Genomic DNA, 23106 nt, shown 5'->3' on the forward strand with positions numbered 1-23106 from the left:
GTTCAACGGATTAATGTAAGCTGAGTATGTGGAAAGACTGGTTATGATTTCAAATAAAATAACTTCTTTCAATAAGAGATCTATTAAGTGCGTTGTGCTATAATTCAATTTGGAAGAAAATCATTCAAAAACTTATTTGTGTCGAATGAGAAGCAGGTGGACATATGATAAAGATACACAGTAAGACATATCGTTGTCCGGTAACTTTAACAAATAAGGCGAAGGACAAGATGCGGGAGCTCAAACTAGATGAGCGCTCGTTTTTTTCATTAGAGAAATCATTTCGAGTCTATATAGAAAAATATCCTCAAACAGAGGAGCGACCACTTTCGGTGGCATTGTACTTTGACAATGAAAAAAATGTTCGATTAGCCGATGTGTACGCTGGGATCATTGTCGTTTTACATTGTGTTGTGGAGAAGGACCGATTTATAGTAACAAATGTAACAACAAAAGCAGCGCGGGTTTCTGTACAGACAAATTGGCGCCGCTCGGTAGATTTAGAGTTTGATCTGAACATTCAGCCCGGCAGGACAGTCTCGCTTGACTTACTTAGCTTCATTCATGAAATGCCAGTAGCGCAGGAAAGTTCCCTGTATGTAAAAAAGCGAATTGCTAGTTGGGAAGGTTATTTAAAAATTCAAGAGCGTACTGCTGATATTCCAGATATGATAGGCCGTTACTTGGGGCTTACCTTTAATGGTGATTTCACTCGAATGACTATTACTGGATGCGAGCTTGGTGATAAAGAGTGGAGATCGCTAAAAGATTTAAGCGTCAAATTAAAAGGAATCGATCAGGATGTTGGGAAGGTACTGAAAGCAAACCGAGGCGCTCGCACGGTTGAAGTGGAACTAAATAAATTCATGGAGGCACGAGCTAGACAGCAGCGTTTTGATCTGAAGGAAAAAGAAGTAACGTTCAGTAATTTTGCGACATTAAGCCAGGTGAAAAGGTTACGACAAGGGTTTCGGCATTTGGAAAATGGTCTAGCTGCCAATCCTGAGCTTGAACAGCTTTTATTTGAAAATAAACCTCCAGTCAAAACGCCGAAACGAAAAAACTCGCTTCAGTTTCACAACAGATTAAATGAATTCCAACAGGAAGCTGTCATAGGTGCGATGTCTGCTGAAGATTTGTATGTTATTCAAGGGCCACCTGGAACAGGAAAAACAACCGTCATATCTGAAATTTGTCTACAAAATGCACGAGCTGGATTGCGAACACTTGTAGCGTCACAGTCGAATTTGGCGGTCGACAATGCTCTTGGCCGGTTGCTTGCGAACAAAGATATTCGCATTCTTCGAGTAGGTCGTACGGAAAGCATTGAAGAAGAAGGAAAGAAGTTTATTGAAGAAAATGTAGGGCAATATTGGAAAGAGCATACGTTGCACGAAGTCTCTACACAATTTGAAACACGGAAAAAACGCGAAGCTGAAATCGAAGCGGAATGGGCAGAAAACGAGCTAACACTAGAGCAGCTTGAGCCAGAGCTTGCACGGTTGGAAGCGGAAATCGAATCAAAAAAGCTAGCGAAAGAACAACTGATCGAAATGGACTCTTTTATTGATAAACAAAATGAGAGCGTGAAGGTGGCAGAACAGGAGCAACAAGTAGTTGAACTGCGTATACAGGATTTAATACAATCTCAAGTCTTTTTGACAGAAACAATCGAAAAAGATGTTACTTCTCTTCGTGGTGAGCCGAACATTGACACGATTCAAAGAGAGTATGAAGAAATTCAGCAAATCATTCATCAACTAGAGCAAAGCATAGTTATTCAAGAGGTTGAGGAAGAGATTGCGTATCAACTAAAAACAACAGAGCGAACGACCTCTGAATGGAATACGTGGTCTGAAGAAACGACAAAGCTGGGGAATTTGCTCGCAAAAATTACAAACGTAAAACAAATAGACGGGTTGAAATGGATTTTACTTGAACAAAATCTAGAGCGGACTACAAAAGTTCAGCAACTCATTGATGAGTTACATGACATTCGTGCCCAACTAAAGCAATTTGAGAAATTAAAAGATTATCATGACCGATTAAATGGAGCTGTTTCCTATATTGAACAATTGTTACATTCGCGTCGTGTTCCTTTGAGCCAGATTGAGCAGCAGGCTATCAATCGGTCAGAGGCTTTTACTGCGGTAGAAATTGATCAATTCTTAGATGATTTAAGAAGCAAACTGAAAAGTTCTAACATCTATCCGAAAGAACTTGTGAAAGAACTAGAAGGACTTTATAGCAGGAGACAGTTTATACGTCAAAAAGCGAAACGATTACAGTCGTATGATACGTATAAAACAATGGCGCAGGAAGCGTTCGGACTACTAAAGCAGGAGTTACTAGATGAACTTCAGCAGAAAAAAAATGAAAGTCAATTGGTACTTCATAAATGGCAACGAGAAATGGCTGAGCAGAACAAGGAGCTAGACGCTCTTCAAAAGAAGCTTAAACTCTTGCTAGAGAACGTAGCAGAACCGATTCCTGATGCAAAAGAAACCCTACTAACCAAAGAAGCAAAAGCACGTGAACTTCAAAATCAAAAAGAGCAATATTGGCAGGTGAAAGAACGCATTACGTTACATGAACAGCAGCTTGAACATACAGTAGCTCAACTTCAGGAAGAGAAACAAAAGCTCGAGCAATTCAAGTCACAACTAGAACAGTTAGTAGATTTGATCACGCAGAAGGAAACAGAGCGTATTCCATTGCTAACCCGATTACAGGCCGAGCCAGAAAAAGCGCATGAAGAGGTATTGAAGAAAGTTGCGAGCTGTTCATTTACGCGCGAATCATTAAAGCAGGAAAAGCAAAAACTTCCGATTTTTCAATCGATTCAAGGACAATGGCTTTCTTTGCTAGAAGAAGCAAATGATCATGATTTAGATGAGATTAGGAAGCTTTATGTGAAGCATGCGAATGTAATTGGGACAACGTGTGTGGCATCTGCACGTAAAGATTTTATCGACAATTTTCCTGTTTTTGATGTTGTGATCATTGATGAAGTCTCAAAGGCGACTCCTCCTGAACTTCTTTTGCCGATGTTAAAAGGGAAAAAAGTCATTTTAGTTGGGGATCATCATCAGCTGCCTCCTCTTTTGGGAGACGATACGCTAGAAGAAACGTTACAGGAAATGGCAGATGAGAGTGATGATTTTGAAGGCGAAGTTGAATTGAAAAAGTTATTAAAAGAATCGTTATTTGAAAGGTTATTTAAAAACTTGCCAAAAACGAATAAAACAATGCTCGCAATTCAATACAGAATGCATGAGAACATTATGGAAACCATTTCTCCGTTTTATGAACAAGAAAATGAACGGCTCCAATGCGGCTTACCAAATTCTGATTCAGCTCGTGATCATTTGCTTGAATCTCCACTCATTCAAAGGGACCATCATCTATTATGGTTGGATATCCCGAATGAGCCTGCATTCTTTGAAGAAAGAATGAAAGGTGGAAAAAGTTTGTTTAACCCAGCTGAATTAAAGAGAATTGAGGAATTGTTGAAGGAACTAGATACAGCGACAGCTCAAGCGAAGCAAGCTGGAAGAATGAAGGCAGATGAGAAAAAGAGCATTGGGGTTATTAGTTTTTACGGGGAGCAGGTCAAAAGAATTGACCGTCTTATCCACCAGGAGCTCCGCTTAGAACATGTTACCATTCGTACCGGTACCGTTGACCGCTTTCAAGGAATGGAAATGGATGTCATTTTGTTAAGCATGGTTCGAAATCATGATAACAAACAAGACGATATCGGTTTTGCTAAAGACTACCGCCGATTGAATGTTGCTTTATCAAGAGCAAGGGAATTGCTCGTTTTAATTGGAAGTACAAAAATGTTCACCGAAAAGGCGAGACAAGCAGATACTAGAAGGATGTATAAACACGTACTAGAATCTGTAAAAAAACAAGATGGGCTACGCATGCATAAAGAGGTGAGCATACATGGATAAAGTACAAAATCGTCTACGTGCTAGTTTGCTTGAAAACCGAGCAATTCAAATCAAAGAATCAGCAATGTGGTATGTACATGTCAAAACATTTGATGTGGCCTTTACTAAGGTGAAACGCTCTAAAATGGACATTCTTATGAAAATGATTTTGCTGGCAGTGGAACAGACCGATATCCGACGTGCAGCGAATTTGTCGGAAATGCTATTAGTAGAGGAGCTCTTCATTACAGATTTAATGGAAAAAATGCAGCGTTCAGGCTTACTACAATTAGAAAGAGCCATCTATAAATTAACAGCCAAAGGGCATGAACAACTACAAACAGGGATTGTTGAAGAAGAAATGGAAGAAGAGTGGACAGAACTTTTTTATAGTCCTGCTCACGATGAATTTTGGCATGCTGTTGCTCAACCAGGAACTGAAGAAGAAGAAGACTGGTCTCTTTACCGGTACGCACAAACGCAGGATGAAATGAACAAAGAGCGAATGTTGGACGTACTTACTGAGCAAGAAAATGGCCTTGATGAAGAAGGTTTCCAAACTGTCGTGTCTGAAGTCAATCGTTTTGAGCAAAAGACAATCGATCATGTTGCGTGTCTCGAATTTCAACTATATAATCAAGAACAAGATCTATACTATGTACGCGTGTGGAATACGTGGCTTGAGCGTTGGGACGATATTCTTGAGAAGCAAATAGAAGAGCACGAACGGATTGAATGGAGAAGGAAATGGACGAAGGATGAGGAAGTTTCGGAATGAATGGTAGTCTCTTGCTTGATAATTATGATGAATATACCAGTATTTAATAAGCTGGATGGCATAACTTCGTACTTGATTTATAGATCGAGTACGAAGTTTTTTTTGTTTTTAGTTCAACTTTTATAAGGATATCAAAAGCAAATCAACAAAAACCAACTTTGATGTAACAGTGAGAGAGAAGTGAACCTAATGGTGTATCAAACCCCTCTGCTAAAACTAGGAAACTGATAGTTAATGTTCCTTTTCTACTAATGTTAGCACTTTTAAAACAAACACAAACAAAAGTATATACAAAAATAAACAAAGGTGTTATATTAATTTCAGAAGGAAATAAAGATTTAAGCGGAGGTAATCATGGTACGAAATTTATGGACTGAAGAAAAGGCAAATACATTAACTGCAGGACTTAGTGAACTTGTATATCGTTCTAACTTAATAGGATCTGATCGCGCTGTTTGTAATTGGGGTGGTGGAAATACCTCAATGAAAACGGTGGAAAAAGATTTCCGTGGTCGCGACATTGAAGTTATGTGGGTAAAAGGAAGTGGTTCTGATCTTGCAACAATGAAGGCAAAAAATTTCACAGGGTTAAACCTCGAAGATATTCGTCCATTAATTGAACGTGACGAAATGCCTGATGAAGAAATGGTAGAGTACTTGTCTCATTGCATGATTGATAGTAAGCATCCTCGCGCTTCAATTGAAACGTTGCTTCATGCCTTTTTACCATTTAAGCATGTGGATCATACACATCCAGATGCCATCATTAGTATTTGTTGTGCAGATAATGGGAAGGAAATTGCAGAAGAAATTTTTGGGGATCGCTTTGTTTGGGTTCCATATGTACGCCCTGGATTCACCCTTTCAAAAATGATTGCTGAAGGTGTGCAAAACAATCCGAATGCCGATTTAGTTTTGATGGAGAAACATGGTTTAGTTGTATGGGGAGAGACAGCTAAGGAAAGTTATGATAAGACGATTTACGTTATTAATGAAGCAGAAGCATACATCAACGCTCGTATAAATGAAAACACTACTTTCGGTGGTAAGAAATATGACTCACTAGCGGAAGAGGATCAGAAGAATATATTAGCAAAAGTCATGCCGGCTATTCGTGGTGCGGTAAGTGACGAAAAGAAAATGATTTTAACTTATGATCATGCAGAAGATGTAATGGAGTTTGTTAACAGCCTAAATGCGGCAGAACTTTCTCAAGTTGGAGCGGCATGTCCGGATCACTTAGTTCACACAAAAATGAAACCTTTATACATTGATTGGGATCCTTCAACGAAAGACGTAGACCAACTAGTTGAAGAAATTAAATTAGGTGTTGAACGTTTCAAAGAAGAGTATAAATCCTATTTTGAGCGTAATAAAAATGAAGGCGACATGATGTTTGAGCCAGCACCACGTGTGATGTTAATCCCTGGTATCGGTATGGTGAATTCAGGTAAAAATATAACGATGGCAAACGTTAGTGGTGCTCTTTATCACCGTGCCATTGCTGTTATGAAAGGTTCAACAGCTCTTGGACAATTCGTTTCCTTAAATGAAAATGAGTCTTATAATATTGAGTATTGGCCGCTTGAACTTTACAAACTATCATTAGCTCCTGCTGAAGCTGAGTTTTCTAGAAAGGTAGCCTTTGTAACAGGTGGAGCTGGTGGGATTGGAAGTGAGACTTGTCGTAAATTCGTTGCAGAAGGAGCCCATGTTGTTCTTGCCGATTTAAATCTTGAAGGAGCAGAAAAAGTTGCAGCTGAAATCAATGAACAATACGGAGAAGGTCGCGCACTAGCTGTAAAAATGGATGTAACAAGTGAAGAACAAGTTCAAGAAGCGTTTGCTCAAGCTGCGTTAACATTTGGTGGCGTTGATATTGTTGTGAATAATGCCGGCCTTGCAACATCAAGTCCATTTGATGAAACGACTCTTAAAGAGTGGAATCTAAATATGAATGTATTAGGAACAGGCTACTTCTTAGTTGCTCGAGAAGCATTCAAGCAAATGAAAGATCAAGCGTTAGGTGGAAGTATGGTCTTTATCGGATCGAAAAACTCTATATACGCTGGGAAAAATGCTTCAGCATATAGCTCAGTGAAAGCGCTAGAGACACATTTAGCAAGATGTATTGCTGCTGAAGGCGGGGAGTATGGCATTCGTGTAAACTCAGTTCTACCTGATGCGGTTCTTCAGGGCTCTGCTATTTGGGGTTCGAACTGGCGGGAAGAGCGTGCAGCCGCGTATGGAATTGAGCCAGATCAATTAGAAGAGCACTATCGTAAACGTACGACGTTACTAGTGAATATTTACCCGAAAGATATTGCTGAATCGATTCTTTTCTTTTCTTCTTCAAAAGCAGAAAAGACAACGGGGTGTATGATTACAGTTGACGGTGGTGTACCTGCAGCATTTACGAGATAAAGAGGTAAGTAAACATATAGATCTGGCCCCGGCAGTGATTGTTGAAGCGACTGAAAAACCCCCTTTTCGGTAAGCTTGTGATCCTCTTTCGGGGTTGGATACTTTATTTACAAAGATAGAAAGCGGTTACGATTAGGGAGGGGTGCCATATGGCGAAGCATTGTTTAGCTGTCGACATTGGAGCTTCAAGTGGGAGGCTTATCGTTGGGAGTGTAAACGAACGCCAACTACACTTACAGGAAATTCATCGATTTAAAAATCAAATCGTTGAGAAAAATGGTCATTTTTGCTGGGATGTAAACGAGTTGTTTGATCAGATTAAAATAGGAATCAAAAGGTGCGATGAGCTTGATATTAAGCCTGCTAGTATTGGAATAGATACGTGGGCAGTAGATTTTGTTTTACTAGATGAGCATGATCAACTTTTGACTGATGCCATTTCATACCGTGATCCGAGAACTGACGGAATGATGGAGGAAGTCAGCGATATTTTAATGAAAGAGCGATTGTACTTAGAAACGGGAATACAATTTCAAAAGTTTAATACCATTTATCAACTGTATTCATTAAAAAAACACTCTCCGGAAGTGTTAGCAAAGGCAAAATCTTTTTTAATGATACCTGATTATCTTCATTACTTATTAACGGGTGTAAAAGCGAATGAATACACAAATGCAACGTCGACTCAACTAATCAATGCATTTACTAAAAAGTGGGATAAAGAAATTATTAACACGTTAGGCTTGAACTTTGATATGTTTCAAGACATAAAAATGCCTAAGGAGAAACTCGGTAGATTAAAAGAGGAGCTAGTAGAAGAATTTGGCTTTTCAATGGATGTGATCCTCCCAGCTACACATGATACCGGTTCAGCTGTGCTAGCTGTTCCTGAACTAGAAGATACGATTTACGTTAGTTCTGGGACATGGTCACTCATTGGTGTGGAAAATGATTTTCCTATATGTGTAACGAAAGCATTGGATTATAATTTCACAAATGAAGGCGGGATGGATTATCAATTTCGCTTTTTAAAAAATATTATGGGGCTTTGGATGATTCAAGAGGTCCGTCGAAATTATAAAAATAAATATTCATTTACAGAATTGGTGGAGTTTTCCGAAAATGTTTCCTCAATTGTAGGAAAGGTGAATGTGGACGATCAACGTTTCTTAAAGCCGGACAATATGATCGAAGAAATTCAAAATTATTGTCGCGAAACGAATCAGCCAGTTCCAATAAGCCCTGGGGAAGTGGCGAAATGTGTCTTTGACAGTCTTGCTGACAGTTATCAAAAGGCTGTAACTGAAATAGAGGATATTTTTGAGAAGGAATTTAAGACAATTAATGTAATTGGAGGCGGATGTCAAAATCAACTGCTTAATCAATTAATTGCAGATGTGACAAAGAAAGAGGTCTTTGCTGGTCCAGTTGAAGCAACCGCGATCGGAAATATCATTGCACAACTAATTGCTCTTAAAGAAATCAAAGATATTAATGAAGCGAGAGGTCTAATTAAACATTCGTTTGAAGTGAAAAAATACGTACATGCTTAAATGACATGTTGCAAGGAGGATAAATCATGAGTGTTAAAGGTCAATTTGACTTTGCAAAAAAAGAGTATGAACAGTGGGGTATCCATGTAGATGAAGTGTTTGAAAGATTAAAAAAAGTTCCCATTTCCGTTCATTGTTGGCAAGGGGATGATGTTGGTGGGTTTGAAGTAAATAAAGGTGAATTATCGGGTGGAATTGATGTAACAGGGAATTATCCAGGTAGAGCAACAACTCCTGAAGAACTTCGTATGGATCTTGAAAAAGCTCTATCTCTTATTCCTGGAAAGCATCGAATTAATTTGCATGCCATTTATGCTGAAACAGATGGAGAAGTAGTAGAAAGAGACCAGCTAAAGCCCAAGCATTTTGAAAAATGGGTTACATGGGCAAAAGAACATAATCTTGGTCTAGATTTTAATCCAACGTTGTTTTCACATGAAAAAGCGGCAGATGGGTTAACTCTTTCGCATCCTGATCCAGAAATTAGAAAGTATTGGATTGATCATTGTATTGCTAGTAGAAAAATAGGTGAGTATTTTGGAAAAGAGCTTGGAACGCCTTGTCTAACCAATATTTGGATTCCTGATGGATATAAGGATACACCGAGCGATCGTCTTACACCGAGGAAGAGACTAAAAGAATCTTTGGATGAGATTTTCGCTGTTGAGATTGATGAAGCATACAACTTAGATGCAGTTGAAAGTAAGTTATTTGGGATTGGCTCGGAATCGTATGTTGTTGGATCTCATGAGTTTTACTTAAGTTATGCATTGAAAAATAACAAACTTTGTTTGCTTGATACTGGACACTATCATCCAACAGAAACCGTTTCTAACAAAATTTCGTCGATGCTCTTGTTCAGTGAAAAAGTGGCTTTACATGTATCCAGACCAGTTCGCTGGGATAGCGATCACGTCGTTACACTTGATGATGAATTAAAAGAAATTGCTTTAGAAATTGTTCGAAATGATGCACTTGATCAAGTCATGATTGGACTAGATTTCTTTGATGCTAGTATAAACAGGATTGCTGCATGGACGATTGGAACACGTAATATGGTGAAGGCATTACTTTTTGCTATGCTCATGCCGAACGAACAACTGAAACAACTGCAAGACAATGGCGATTATACAAAGAGGCTTGCTCTTTTAGAAGAATTTAAAACCTACCCTTTTGGAGCGATTTGGAATGAGTACTGTGAACAAATGAATGTTCCTGTTAAAGAACAATGGTTAGAAGCTGTCGTAGAGTATGAAGAAAGTGTTCTTTCGAAACGAAAATAGTGTATAGTCAGGTTTGAATGAAGAAAGAGACCTGGCTGCTTTTTCCTTCTTTTGATTAAAAAATGGTATAGTAAATGTTGATCAGTATAGTAGTGGAGGTGACAAAGTGCTCGTAGCTCAAAGGCATGAAAAAATCACGGAATTAGTCAATGAGAAAGGAAGCATCCGTGTTTCTGAATTAAGTCAAATTTTTAGTGTGACAGAAGAGACGATTCGCCGTGATTTAGAGAAACTAGAAACAGAGGGGAAGCTACAACGCAGCCATGGAGGTGCGGTTAGTATAAAGGAGAATGAAATTGAGGTGCCGTACTTCGAAAGAGAAGTACGAAATGTGAAAGAGAAGTTAGCGGTAGCAGAGGAAGCGATCAAGTATGTGAATATGAACGATCGGATTTTACTTGACGCAAGTACAACGGCTTGGTATATGGCTAAAAGATTGCCAGATTTACCGTTAACCGTACTAACGAATTCGATGAAAGTGGCAATGGAATTAGCTACTCGTGAAAAAATAACGGTCATTACAGTAGGGGGAACCTTGTTACAAAAGTCTCTTTCTTTTGTTGGACCACAAACGAATAATGCATTAGAATACTATCACGTTAACAAGGCATTTATCTCTTGCCAAGGCATTCATGCGAAACGTGGCATAAGTGATTCGAATGAAATGCAGGCACTTGTAAAGCAAAAAATGATAGAAATAGCTGATGAAGTTTATTTGCTGGCGGATCATTCAAAATTTGATAAACAAGCTTTCTCTCGAGTAGCGGAGATTAACTTGATTCATTATATTATTACCGATTCGAAAACAGAGCATAAGCAAATACAGTCATTGCAAGATTTAGCAATTAAAGTGATTCAGGCTTAAAAGGTAAAAGGTACCAGTGCTATCATTTGTAGCAATGGTATCTTTTTCTGTTTATGAAAGTTGGTGAATCGGCGAGTAAAAAATTGCTAGATTGTATAATTATGGTTAATGTTCAGGCTTATTAAGCTTATTTTGCCAGGAGAATAAGCTTTTTTATTTTTGAATTCTGAATTTTAATAATGTGGTTGCATATTTATACAGAAGGGTGTTATATTGTTTATTGTCTTTTAAAAGCGAATCTACTACTGGATTATATGTGAATTAGAGAAAATTGGGAGAGATAGTAAATGGAAGTTGGAAAAGTGCAGAAAAGCGAGGCGTATACAAGAAAACAGTATACAGCCAAACAATATATGAAATTTTGGTTACCTTCTTTAATCGGGGTACTATTATTTTTAGTTCCTATTTCGGTTAATGATAAGGTAACAATTGGATTGGGAGTATTAGCAGATGGATTACAAGGCTTGATCGCTGATTATATCCCTTTCATTATGAAAAGCATTCTATGTTTATCAGCTGTTGGTAGTTTAGTAGTGAAATCTACGAATATAAGCATGATAAAGAACAGTCCGTTTTTGAGCAGCTTGTTTGATATTACCCCGTTTTGGTTGATTTTAAGATGTGTGGGTGCGGTATTTGCTGTACTGACTTTGAATCAAATAGGGCCGGAATTTATTTGGTCTGATTTTACGGGTGGAGTAGTGCTCTATGATTTAGTTCCTGTACTAATGGTCTGGTTCTTATTTGCTTGTTTATTCATGCCACTTTTGCTTCAGTTTGGTTTAATGGATTTTATTGGTACGGTGGTTCGTAAAATAATGTTTCCATTGTTTAAATTACCTGGTCGTTCTTCGATAGATGCATTAGCTTCTTGGATGGGGAGTGGAACAGTAGGTGTTTTACTCACAACACAACAATATGAATCTGGTTATTATACGAAGCGTGAAGCGGCAGTAGTTGCGACGAACTTTTCGATTGCATCAATTGCCTTCAGCCTTATTATTGCAAGGTTTTTAGACATTGATGATATGTTCGTTCAGTTTTACTTTACAGTAATTGTAACGGGCATTGTTGCGGCGATTATCTGTCCAAGAATCCCGCCGCTTTCCAAGAAGAAAGATGAGTATTACGAACCTGTAGGAAAGCAAATTGATGAAATTGTTCCTGATGGAGTTTCAAGTTTCCGTTGGGGAGTCGAGCAAGCTGTTGAAAAAGCAAGTCAAGTCAAAAGCTATCGCAGTGTTGTAAAAAGCGGCTTTCAAAATGTTATTGATATTTGGTTTGCGTTAATTCCACTTGTTATGGCGTTAGGGACAATTGCGCTTGTGATTGCGGAGTTTACACCGATTTTTACTTATTTATCGTATCCTTTTGTTCCATTCCTTCAGTTGCTTCAAATCCCTGAAGCGCATGCGGCTGCACCAGCTATGATTGTTGGTTTTGCAGATATGTTTTTACCAGCTGTTATTGGAAGTGGAATTGAGTCTGAACTAACACGCTTTGTCATTGGAGTTATGTCTTTAACTCAGTTAATTTACATGTCGGAAATTGGGATTTTATTATTAAAATCGAAAATTCCTATTTCTCTTTTGCAATTGTTTATTATCTTTTTGCAAAGAACAATTATTACATTACCAATTGCTGCGGCAATGGCACACTTTTTATTCTTCTAAATAAGATCGAACGAAAGCATTGGTATTTGCCAATGCTTTCTGTTATGGTCTCAAGTATAATTGAAACTTAGTAAGAAATGTACGGAAAGGTGATTGATAGAAGTGAATGTTGAATCTTTTTTCTCCAAAACGACGAAAGAAGCCCTGAAAAATGACCCTCCTGGTGAATGGATGCCACTCCTGCCAGACGATTGTATTCGTTTAAGTTCAGGATTTCCAGATCCACAGCTTGTTCCTGTAGAGCCTATAGGGGAAGCGGTAGACCGCTTGCTGAAAGACGAGCGTGATTTACCGTTGCATTATTTAGGTAGTCCCGCTATGGAAAAATTGAAAGAGCAGATCCAAAAAAGATCAATAGAACGGGGGATGCGTGTAACAGAAGAGGAACTATTGATTACGGCGGGTGCGTGTCAGGCGATTGATCTTATAGCTCGCATTCTTATAGATGAAGAGACAGTTGTGGCGATTGAGTCACCAACCTATATGGAAGCATTAGAGGTGTTTCAAAACTACACGACGCATTTTATGAGTATTCCGATTGATGAAGGTGGACTGCAGACTAACTTGTTAGAGGAAATGTTAGCGGAAAGAAAGAAGGCAGGGCTCAGTATGCCACGCTTTTTATACACGATCCCAACCTTTCATAACCCAACTGGTACGTCTATGAAAGAAGAACGTCGTAAACATGTCTTGGAGCTTGCTGAAAAATACAATTTTCTTATTTTAGAGGACGACGCTTATGGAGAACTACACTTTAACAAACAGTCTACTTCATTAAAGGAATTAGACACGCAAGGGCGTGTTCTTCATGTTGGCTCTTTATCGAAAGTGGTAGCTCCTGGAATGCGGATTGGATGGATAGCGGCAGCGCCAGCATTTATTACAGCATTGGCTTGGTTTAAAAAAGATTTGGATCATCCGTTTGCTGAAGCAACAATGGCTTCTTATTTAGAAAGTATTAATTTGGAAAAACGCCTTGAAACGTTAAGAGCTACATATCATGCTAAATGTAGTGTATTGCTCGATGCATTAAAACAGTATCTTCCAACAAAAGCTATCTCGTGGTATGTTCCGGAAGGTGGTTATTTTGTATGGATCAAAGTTGAAGGCGTGGATACAGTGGATTTGTTATCTGATGCTCTTAAAGAGGGTGTCTCATATGTTCCGGGTAAATTTTTTTTCCTAGATCAACAAGAGGGGAAGGAATATCTTCGTCTTTCTTTTAGTTATGCTAATCAGGAAGAGATTGTTGAAGGGGTTAAGAAGCTGGGTAAGGTTATGGAAAGAATCCTTAGTTAAGTTTGTGAAGGTAGTACGAAATGTAAAGCAGTAAGCTACATTGACCGGTACCTGCCTTAGTACTAGTAGCACTAAGGCAGGCGCTTTTTTTGATTAAAGAATCTTAGGATAGAAAGTGTTGGATGCAGAAGAGTTGTATGACTTGATTACGGAGAAGGAGAAGACCGAACTCCTTTTAATAGAATTATCGAGAACAGACTGAAAAAAGAGCATGAAGAAGTTAAATCAAGTGGCTAGCTTTGCTTTTTTACGGAAGTTACTAAAACAGGAAAAGCAAAGGCTTCCTCATTTTGGCCGGAAATGAATGGATCTGTGCCTGAAGCAGATGAAGAATGGACTCTTTATCGCTATGCAGAATCGAAGGATCTCATCACAAAGGAGCGAATTTTACACGTTCTTTCCGAGCAAGAAAATGGGTTGGATGAAGACGGCTTTCAGACGGTCGTGTCCGATGTCACAAGTTTTGAGCAAAAGATTGTCGAACACGTTCCATGATTGGAATTTCAACTGTACAGCAAAGAGCGGGACACCTTTTACGTACGCGTTTGGAATACATGGCTTGAACGCTGGGATGATACGCTTGAGAATCAGATAGAAGACCATGAGCGGGTTGATGGAGAAGGAAATGGACGCAAGCAGAAAAGTTGTAAAAGCTTTTCTGCTTTTTGGTGTAAAGGTAATTTTTAACAACTGAGTATCTAACTAGTAAAGGAGTACGAACGGCGAGTAGCGAATAACTGCAATCGATGAAGACTGTCAGACAAGTATGGAAGGGATGACTTGATATAGAGAGTTTCCCAGTTACTATGTTTTCCTTGGTGGCTAATGCTATATTTATAAACGTGGTGAATTTTGCTTCAGCTAATTTTGAATAGAAAAAAATTACATTATTAATTAGATAACAGATGATTTATTCTATATAAGATAAGTAATTGACAAGGAGAAGTCATGGATGAAGTTAGGAAAAGGTGGGTTCATGCTCTTTATTTATGTTTTAATAATGTTCGTTGCAGCCTGCTCTAATGAGAGTGATGATGAGAGAGGAAGCTTACTAGAAGATAGCAATAAAACAATTGTTTATCTTTCAACTAAAAATGAAGATCAGGGACACCCACGAGTGATTATGCCACTGTCTAGAGAGTTTGAGAAAAGGCATTTGGATGTAAACGTTGAACTTCAAACAGTTGCTCAAAATGATTTAGTTCAAACGATTCAATTATTGGCAGCAAGTAATGATCTGCCAGAGATGTTTGCATTGGAATCAAGACATTTAGATCAGATGTATAGAGCTGATTTAATATTAGATGTGGAAAAAACATTTAAGACATTAGGAATTTATGAGACTTTAAATCCTACTGTTGTAGATCTATTAAAAAGACAAAGTGAGAGTGGAAATAGCTTGTATGCAGTTCCAGTTGAATTAAATATTGAAGGTTTCTGGTATAATAAACAAATTTTTGAGGAGGTGGGGGTGGAAATTCCGACTACATGGGATGAAATGATGAATGTCAGTGAATCACTTAAAACGAAAGGCATCCAACCTTTTGCTTTGGCCGGTCGGACGGGTTCATCTTACACTCGATTGATCAACGCATATGTTGTTCGTAAATATGGGTTCGATGTGATGGAACGGGTGCATCGAGGCGAGTTAGATTTACTTGACGATGGCTTCATTGAAGCTGTTGAAATTGTTCAGCAAATGAATGAGAAAGGGTATTTTGGAGATGCAGTGAATTCAGTAGACTATGAAAAGGCAGTAAATATGTTTTTAAATGGTCAAGCTGCAATTATATATATGGGTAGTTGGGTGTTAAGTGATTTTAATGACTTAAAAAGAAATAATATTGGTGTAGAAAATATCGGTTTTTTTAATGTTCCTCTTGTAAAAGACGGTGTTGGGACAATGGATGATTATATGATGAACGCTGGTCTTGTTAAAGTATTGTCAAAAGAGAAATTTGATGAAGAAGTAGTAGAGTGGGTAAAGTTTATATTTTCAAATTACGGAGAACATGCCTTATCTGAATATGGTATGATTAGTGGTTTTTTTGCAGATGAAATTCCGGAAGAGGTTAGTAATGTTACGAGAATTACTCTTGATGAAATACAAAATGCGAGAAATGGAGCATTATGGTTTGAGGCTCAATTTGATGAAAAAACAGCAGAAAAAGCAAGGTATCATGTGCATTTTCTAGTCACTGGCGAAATTTCACCAGAAGACTATCTCTCTATTTTGAAGCAATAAATATCTACTAACTAGTATCTAATGATATGAGGAATCTAAGTCAGAGAGGGTGTTTTCATCCTCTCTCCCTTCTCTATCCTGAAAAAAACGTACATAATCCAAAAAATGGTACACTTACGATTCTACTAAAGGTTGTAATATACTAATTTTGTAGGAGACCGGTCCCTATATGAAATGAATGAAAGCGCTTCATAATCTGTGAGAGGAAGTGTAGCAATGAAGAAATCCCAGCTCTTAGCGGTGGGGAAAAAAACAATGTCTTTAATGCTTGTTACGACGCTTACAGCAGGGTTGGTTGGTTTCAATCCTCCTGCGAAAAAAGCGGAAGAGAATCCCGTATTTAAAACACAAGAAGGCGGAGTTTTTGATGGGATGCCATTGTTTGATGGTGTGCCTGCGCATCTAGATGATTTTGTTGACGCTTATTTTGAATATACTGGGTTAGAAGGTCCAGCAGTTTATGCAACTGGATCAAGGAATCATTATACGCTACAGCGTGGTGAGAATGCTGGGAAAGTGATACCAGGTGCTTTATCTGCTGCTGACAACGTCCAAGGTGTATCCACTGATTTTCCTGCATTAGTTGGAATGGGACAAACTTGGAACAAGGAGCTCCTTTCTGATATTGGTCAAGTCATCGGAAATGAGAAAATTAGTACGTTAAAAGTGAAACAAGGTGAGTCAAACATTCATGGCGGTTCGGACCCTTCTGCTACTGTTGCGTTTACGGTTGTTAGTGATCTACACATTAATCCGCTTAGTGGGAGATTTGATGAAGGGTTTTCAGAAGACGCCAACATGGCTGCTACGATGATTGATAAGATGGCTACAGGTCTAAGTGGTATCGATCAGGCTGATAGCGATGACGGTTTCTGGATGCGCGCAGCTGTTGGGACGAAACATTATTCCATTTATAATTCACAATGGTTCCGTCAATCAGCAAGTAATAGTGCAGGGGCGCGTTCAATTTTCGAATATCGAACACGCAGTCCTTTGAAAGCACTTAGCTCCGGTTCGGTTGCTGGAGTTATGACTTCGTTCGGTCGCACAAACGGAATTCCGAATATTCTATCTCCTTATCAAATTCATGCGAATAATCATTCCAAGTATGGGGTGTATAGTTCACCAGATTTCAACGGTGACGCCCATGTTTTTGGTGAGAATATGCAAGGCAACGGCTACGATACGAAATATGCGGTTGATCGAACACATGCTACGATTCTAATGATCTTGGCTAATGCAAACGCTGGACGTCCGGGGCCAAACGTTCAAAATGCATTAGACGATGTTGCTGCATTGGTGGATGCCGTTGAAGAAGGAAAGTATGGTATTACAGAGGAAGACTTGATTGAAGCCGCACGATCTCATGTAAACCAAATGGTTCGTGTTGGTATCTTTAATGAAGTAGACGAAAATGGAGTTCTAAAAAATTACCCCTTCGCTAATGAAGCGAAGGATATGAGAGCAGAGCCTGCTACATACAGCCTGCCTGATCATCAAGAAGTAGCATTACAAGCAGCTCAAGAGAGCATTGTTTTACTAAAGAATGAAGGAGTATTGCCGCTTGAAAAAAATCAGAAAGCTGCCGTGTCTGGTTTATATGCAGATTCTAGGTTTAAAACGGTTTACTCTCTAAGATCGACTCCGGATATCGAGAACTCGGGAATTTCCCCTCTATTGGCAATCATTAGAGCGAATGGTGCTAATAATGTCTCTTATGAATCAGGAGCGAAAGTTGTAGGGCTAAAATCAGAATCGAATGGTCAAACAGTTCGTACTTTAGACGAAAAGGCTGGAGCGCAACTTGTTACAACAACTGACTCGTTTGATGAAACGAACCTTGCCCACTTGTTTGAAGTGTTTGACTGGGGTCAAGCAGGATACAGCTTACGTTCGTTGCAAAATGAACGTTGGGTAACATCACCTTCAGGAGCGAATGCCGATGTTGAGAACACAAATGATACTAGTTTAAATCTAACGGATAATGACTGGGATTTAGCTAACATGATTGGGAACACAAGTGCCATTCCACCCACTATCCGTATTGAAACTAATGAAGACGAAACGGTTTCATTGATTTCAAATGGGTACCGGACTGGATTTGGCGGTGACTTCACGAATTGGTACTACTCCAATGGTCGATTTATTACAACAGATTCTGAAGGGAAGCTGAAGACAGCGTCTCAAACTCTTCAAAATGCTGAAAATGCAGCGAACCGAAATGATGATGTGAAGTTTGAACAACTTGTCGTGCAAGAAGTAGGTGCTGAAGCAGTTAAGCGCGCACAAACAGATGACTATGCTATCGTATTTGTCGGTGCAATCCCTCGTCACAGTGCAGGAGAAGGCTATGATCGCTCTGAATTAGATATGGGCGAAGGCGACTACGAATTAGTTGAAGAGGTGTCAGCTGCGTTTGCTGAACAAGGCAAAGAGACAATTGTTGTAGTGAAAGCAAGCTTCCCAGTTGGAATGGAGCGAATTCAAAACAATCCTAACGTTTCTGCGATTGTCTACCAGCCTTATGGTGGTCAGTATGATTCTTATGCACTTGCTCAAGTATTATACGGTGACTATGCGCCAACAGGACGTTTAACTTCTACATGGTATGCAGATATGTCTGCCTTCCCTGAAATTAATGAGTACGTGATTCCTGAAGGAAATAAATCTATAAAGTTAGCTGATATCGATCCACGTTATCAAGTTGATATGACGAATGCAGACCACATTGAATCAGAGCTAACGTACATGTACACGAAAGCACCTGTAACATATCCATTCGGTTACGGTCTATCATATAGTGACTTTACTTATAGCAAATTCAATGTACCATCTAGATCTAAGAATACACCGTTCGAAGTAACTGTGAACGTAAAAAATGCTGGAACGGTAGACACGTCTGAAGTTGTTCAGGTATATGCGAAAAACAAACAATCAGCTTATGGTGATTATACGCCGCAAAAGCAACTTGCAGCATTTGAAAAGGTTTCTTTAAAAGCAGGAGAAACAAAAACTGTGACTCTTACAGTAGATCCTGAAGATTTAGCAATTTGGGATGTTAATGCGGGTGATTTTGTTGTGGAGGAAGGAACTTACACACTAATGGTAGGTGCTTCATCACAAGATATCCGTGCTAAGAAAGAGATGAAAATTGCTGGTGTCTCACTAGCGGCACTTCCAACAAATAAACCATTTAATGTATTTGACCATGCATTTGCTTCACACGAGGTCATCTACCATGAAGTGTCAAAGGCGAGAACGGCTGAAAACTTAAAAGACAATAAGGTGGTTGGCGGATACCATGCTGTTCGTTCGAAGGAAAACGGATCGTGGGTAGCGCTGCCGAAAGTCGTATTAACGGGTTCGCGTCAAGTAACAGCATCTGTAGCTTCTGACGCGGCTGGCGGAAAAATAACGATTCATGCGGATTCTGTCGACAGCCAACCTTTTGCTGAAATTGAAGTTCCAAAGACTGAAAAGAAAACATACACGATTGAAAATGCCGGAGTTACGGTAAATGAGTTAGGCTACACAGATGTAACGGTCGATCTGGGTAGCAACATACCTAGAGGACAAGGCACAATCTATGTTGTGTTTCATGAACCTGACCTTCGAATTGACAGCTTAACGTTCAAAAATGCGTCAGCTAATAAAGGCAATTCGAAACAGAAGTAATAAACGGACAAATCAACGAAAAGCATAGCCACTGCCGAAATGGCAGCGGCTGTGCTTTTTTCAAATTCTTATCAAAAGGTCGTTGACGTTAGCTGATGTTGCTATCGTAGACCTTGAGGTACAACTTTTGTCTGTATTACCATGCTAATATGTCTCGATTGCCTGTCTTTTCATTGTTTAATCAAAACTATAATTTTGATAGATCAATAGCTAATAAGTGGTTTAGAAGCTTATGAAATTGAGGAGGGAATAGATTTGAAGGGCAAAGTAAAGATTACTAATTTAAAAGTTGAATACGCATACAATCCAATAGGTGTTGATGCAGAAAAGCCGCGATTCAGTTGGATGATGGAATCATATTTATACGGACAAAAACAAATTGCTTATCAAATACTTGTTGCGTCAAGTCCTGAAAAACTAGTTGAAAATCGTGCAGATCTATGGGATAGCGGTAAAGTAATATCAGATATCTCCGTAGCAATTAAATATAACGGGAATCCCCTTGAACCATCAACTGTATATTATTGGACAGTCATTGTATGGAACCAAGATGATAAAAAGGTTCAGCCTGAAGAAGATGCATATTTTGAAACAGGTCTTAAAAGTACGGACGGTGTAAAAGGATGGAGTGGGGCCAAATGGATTTCAATGGATGGAAAAGATTCTAATAGACATGGTGCACCTTTACTTAGAAAGGAAACAAAGTTAAATGGAACGGTTAAAAGTGCAAGGCTCTATATATCTGCATTAGGAGTGTATGACGCTTATATTAATGGGTATAAGATTGGAACTGTTAATGAAGATGATGACAGTCTTTCAATGGATTTTATGCCCCCAGGATGGACGAACTATGATTCAACGATTAATTATATGACCTATGATGTAACCCGTTATATGAAAGGGGACGCTGTGGTCCTTGCTGCCGTCCTAGGAAATGGCTGGTGGAATTGTCGAATTTCTCAGGGGAGAGATTTGGATGGTCGGACAAGCTATTATTCGGGTGAAGGGAATGAACTCGCTTTATTTGCTAAGTTATTAATAACGTATGAAGACGATTCTGTTTATTCGATGGTTACGGATGCTCATTCTGAGTGGAAGGCAACAGATACTGGTCCTATCCGTTCAGACGATATTTATGATGGAGAAACGTACGATGCCACAATGGAGATTGAAGGATGGAATGATATCGGGTTTAATGATTCAAAATGGAATGATGTGAAAGAACATGATTATAGAAAGACGTACCCTCATGCAATCGTTTCTGCCTTTAATGGTGATAAAGCACAGGTTATTGATAAACTGGATCAATTCCCTCAATCTATCACTTTTTATACGGATGTAATCGATAAAGACTCTAGTAAAAATAATCGAGGAACGATCGATATTGATTCTAATCGGACCATTGTTGATCCAGAGCGAGCTAAAGATGGGAATGTCATCATTTCGGATAAAGATACTGTTATTTTTGACCTTGGCCAAAACATGGTGGGAGTTCCGAGTATCACTGTTCAAGGTGAAAGGGGGAGCCAAATCAAATTGCGTTTTGCTGAGATGTTAAATGATGATAGTGAAGGAGCAGATGGACCAAAAGGGTCAATATATACAGCAAATTTACGTACAGCAAAAGCAACGGATTTTTACACCCTTAAGGGAGATGTAGAAGGGGAAACATACCAGCCTACTTTGACATTTCATGGTTTTAGATATGTAGAAGTAACCGTTGTTTCGCCTGATACGAAAGTCCATGTTAGACGTTTAATCGGGAAAGTCGTAATGTCAGCACTTCAGGAGACAGGGAGTATCGTCACATCAAATAATGATGTCAATCAATTGTTTTCAAATATTTTATGGGGGCATAGAGGAAATTATCTATGGATTCCAACAGATTGCCCGCAAAGAGATGAGAGAGTTGGATGGTCAGGAGATACTCAACTTTTTGCGAATACTGCTTTATACAATATGGATGCTACTATTTTCTTGGAGAATTGGATGGAGATGCTTAAAGATTCTCAAGAAGCATATGGAGAGGGGGCATTCCATTCAACGGCACCGGGGGGAAGATTTGCAGACTTCTTAGGTGTTGTCGGAAATGGTGGTTGGGCTGATGCTGGTATTATTGTTCCATGGACGGTTTGGCAGATGACTGGTGATACAACAATTATCGAAAAAACCTACAAAGCCATGGTAAAGTTTATGGATTGGATGTATCGCCAAACAGGAGAAACATATAAAGGGCCAGGTAGTATTGGGGATTGGTTAAACTTTGAAGGAACGGCTAGGCAATTTATGAGTGATGTTTATTATGCATATGATGCAAAACTTATGTCCTACATGTCATCTGCCATTGGAAAACAAGATGAAGCAGAAAAATACCAGAAGCTTTATGAAAACATCAAAAAAGAATTTATCAAAAATTACATTTCTATAGATAAGTTTGGAAAAGTAACATTGAAATCTTCAAACGGTTCTGCTTTTAATTCGGTCAACTTTTATTCTTCCGCTGATGTTGAAGATAATAGCCAGTGCGGTCTGCTTTGGGCTATCAAGTTAGAGTTATATGAAAACGCGGACCAGAAGAAGCAAATGGTTGAATTACTCGTTGAAAATATAAAGAATGATGAAAAATACAAGCGATTGCATCCGGATAGCAATCGTGTAAACTATGCAGAAAATACATTGTCTGTTGGGTTTCTTGGGGTTAACGTGATTGCTCCAATATTATCAGAGGTTGGTTATTCAGACGTTGCTTATTCTCTATTGGTACAAGATCAAATGCCTTCATGGTTATACTCTGTAAAAAATGGGGCAACAACCGTTTGGGAACGCTGGAATTCCTACTCCGGTGGGGAAGGCTTTGGCGACGTTGGTATGAATTCATTTAACCACTATGCTTACGGAGCAATTGCTGAATGGATGTACAAATATATGGCAGGAATAGCAAATGATGAGACACAACCTGGATTTAAACATATCAATCTACAACCGAATATTGATAAAAATAATCGTATTACTTCAGTTAGCGGAGAATACAAGTCTGTCTATGGCACAATAAAAAGTGAATGGACGATTAAAGGCAAAACGCTTACTTACAATGTTTTAATTCCTGCGAATACGACTGCAACCGTTTGGCTGCCTGCTACTAACAAAAACTCTGTAAAAGTGGATGGACAACTAATTCAAAAACATAAGGAAATCAACGTTGTCGGTTATGAGAATGAAAAAGCCATCTATCAAATAGAATCAGGGTGCTATGAATTTGAGTCAACGATTGAAAATATAAAAGTGACCAATTAATAGTCTTAAATTTGTTTGACTATTACAGAGTTCATTTCAATCACCCTAATATCAGTTATCGAATTGGTAAAGGTAGGAT

Annotated in this window: 12 protein-coding genes; all 12 read left to right on the forward strand. The window is 38.9% G+C overall.

The features are described from left to right. Positions 1–164 precede the first annotated feature (164 nt). The 12 genes from N0O92_RS07935 (at position 165) to N0O92_RS07990 (ending at position 23027) form a co-directional block, all read left to right on the forward strand. Entirely contained in the window at positions 165–3959 is a 3795-nt protein-coding gene (locus tag N0O92_RS07935) for an AAA domain-containing protein (protein ID WP_315614136.1), read from the forward strand. Next, complete coding sequence (locus tag N0O92_RS07940) at positions 3952–4716, forward strand: hypothetical protein (protein ID WP_315614137.1); 765 nt, start codon at positions 3952–3954, stop codon at positions 4714–4716. Before N0O92_RS07935 ends, N0O92_RS07940 begins: the two co-directional genes overlap by 8 nt. 354 nt (positions 4717–5070) lie before the next feature. Next, a complete protein-coding gene (locus N0O92_RS07945; RefSeq protein ID WP_315614138.1) occupies positions 5071–7140 on the forward strand; it encodes a bifunctional aldolase/short-chain dehydrogenase in 2070 nt (689 codons plus the stop codon). A 149-nt stretch (positions 7141–7289) separates the two neighbouring features. Next, on the forward strand, positions 7290–8693 hold the full coding sequence (gene rhaB, locus N0O92_RS07950) for a rhamnulokinase (RefSeq protein WP_315614139.1): 1404 nt from the start codon (positions 7290–7292) through the stop codon (positions 8691–8693). Positions 8694–8719: 26 nt separating this feature from the next. Next, on the forward strand, positions 8720–9976 hold the full coding sequence (gene rhaA, locus N0O92_RS07955) for an L-rhamnose isomerase (protein ID WP_315614140.1): 1257 nt from the start codon (positions 8720–8722) through the stop codon (positions 9974–9976). A gap of 106 nt (positions 9977–10082) precedes the next feature. Beyond that, entirely contained in the window at positions 10083–10841 is a 759-nt protein-coding gene (locus tag N0O92_RS07960) for a DeoR/GlpR family DNA-binding transcription regulator (protein WP_315614141.1), read from the forward strand. A gap of 287 nt (positions 10842–11128) precedes the next feature. After that, positions 11129–12514 carry a YjiH family protein gene (locus N0O92_RS07965; protein WP_315614142.1) on the forward strand — a complete coding sequence of 462 codons (1386 nt, stop codon included), beginning with the start codon at positions 11129–11131 and terminating at the stop codon, positions 12512–12514. 102 nt (positions 12515–12616) lie between these two features. After that, positions 12617–13813 carry an aminotransferase-like domain-containing protein gene (locus N0O92_RS07970; RefSeq protein WP_315614143.1) on the forward strand — a complete coding sequence of 399 codons (1197 nt, stop codon included), beginning with the start codon at positions 12617–12619 and terminating at the stop codon, positions 13811–13813. Positions 13814–14113: 300 nt separating this feature from the next. Beyond that, positions 14114–14308, forward strand: coding sequence for a hypothetical protein (locus N0O92_RS07975; RefSeq protein WP_315614144.1), 195 nt, complete (start codon positions 14114–14116; stop codon positions 14306–14308). 457 nt (positions 14309–14765) lie between these two features. Next, complete coding sequence (locus tag N0O92_RS07980; protein ID WP_315614145.1) at positions 14766–16058, forward strand: ABC transporter substrate-binding protein; 1293 nt, start codon at positions 14766–14768, stop codon at positions 16056–16058. A 216-nt stretch (positions 16059–16274) separates the two neighbouring features. Next, positions 16275–19733 carry a glycoside hydrolase family 3 C-terminal domain-containing protein gene (locus N0O92_RS07985; protein WP_315614146.1) on the forward strand — a complete coding sequence of 1153 codons (3459 nt, stop codon included), beginning with the start codon at positions 16275–16277 and terminating at the stop codon, positions 19731–19733. Positions 19734–19988: 255 nt separating this feature from the next. Then, entirely contained in the window at positions 19989–23027 is a 3039-nt protein-coding gene (locus N0O92_RS07990; RefSeq protein ID WP_315614147.1) for a family 78 glycoside hydrolase catalytic domain, read from the forward strand. Positions 23028–23106: the final 79 nt, after the last annotated feature.

Origin of the sequence: Alkalihalobacillus sp. MEB130 (assembly GCF_032335535.1) — a bacterium.
GTDB lineage: Bacteria > Bacillota > Bacilli > Bacillales > Bacillaceae_D > Halalkalibacter.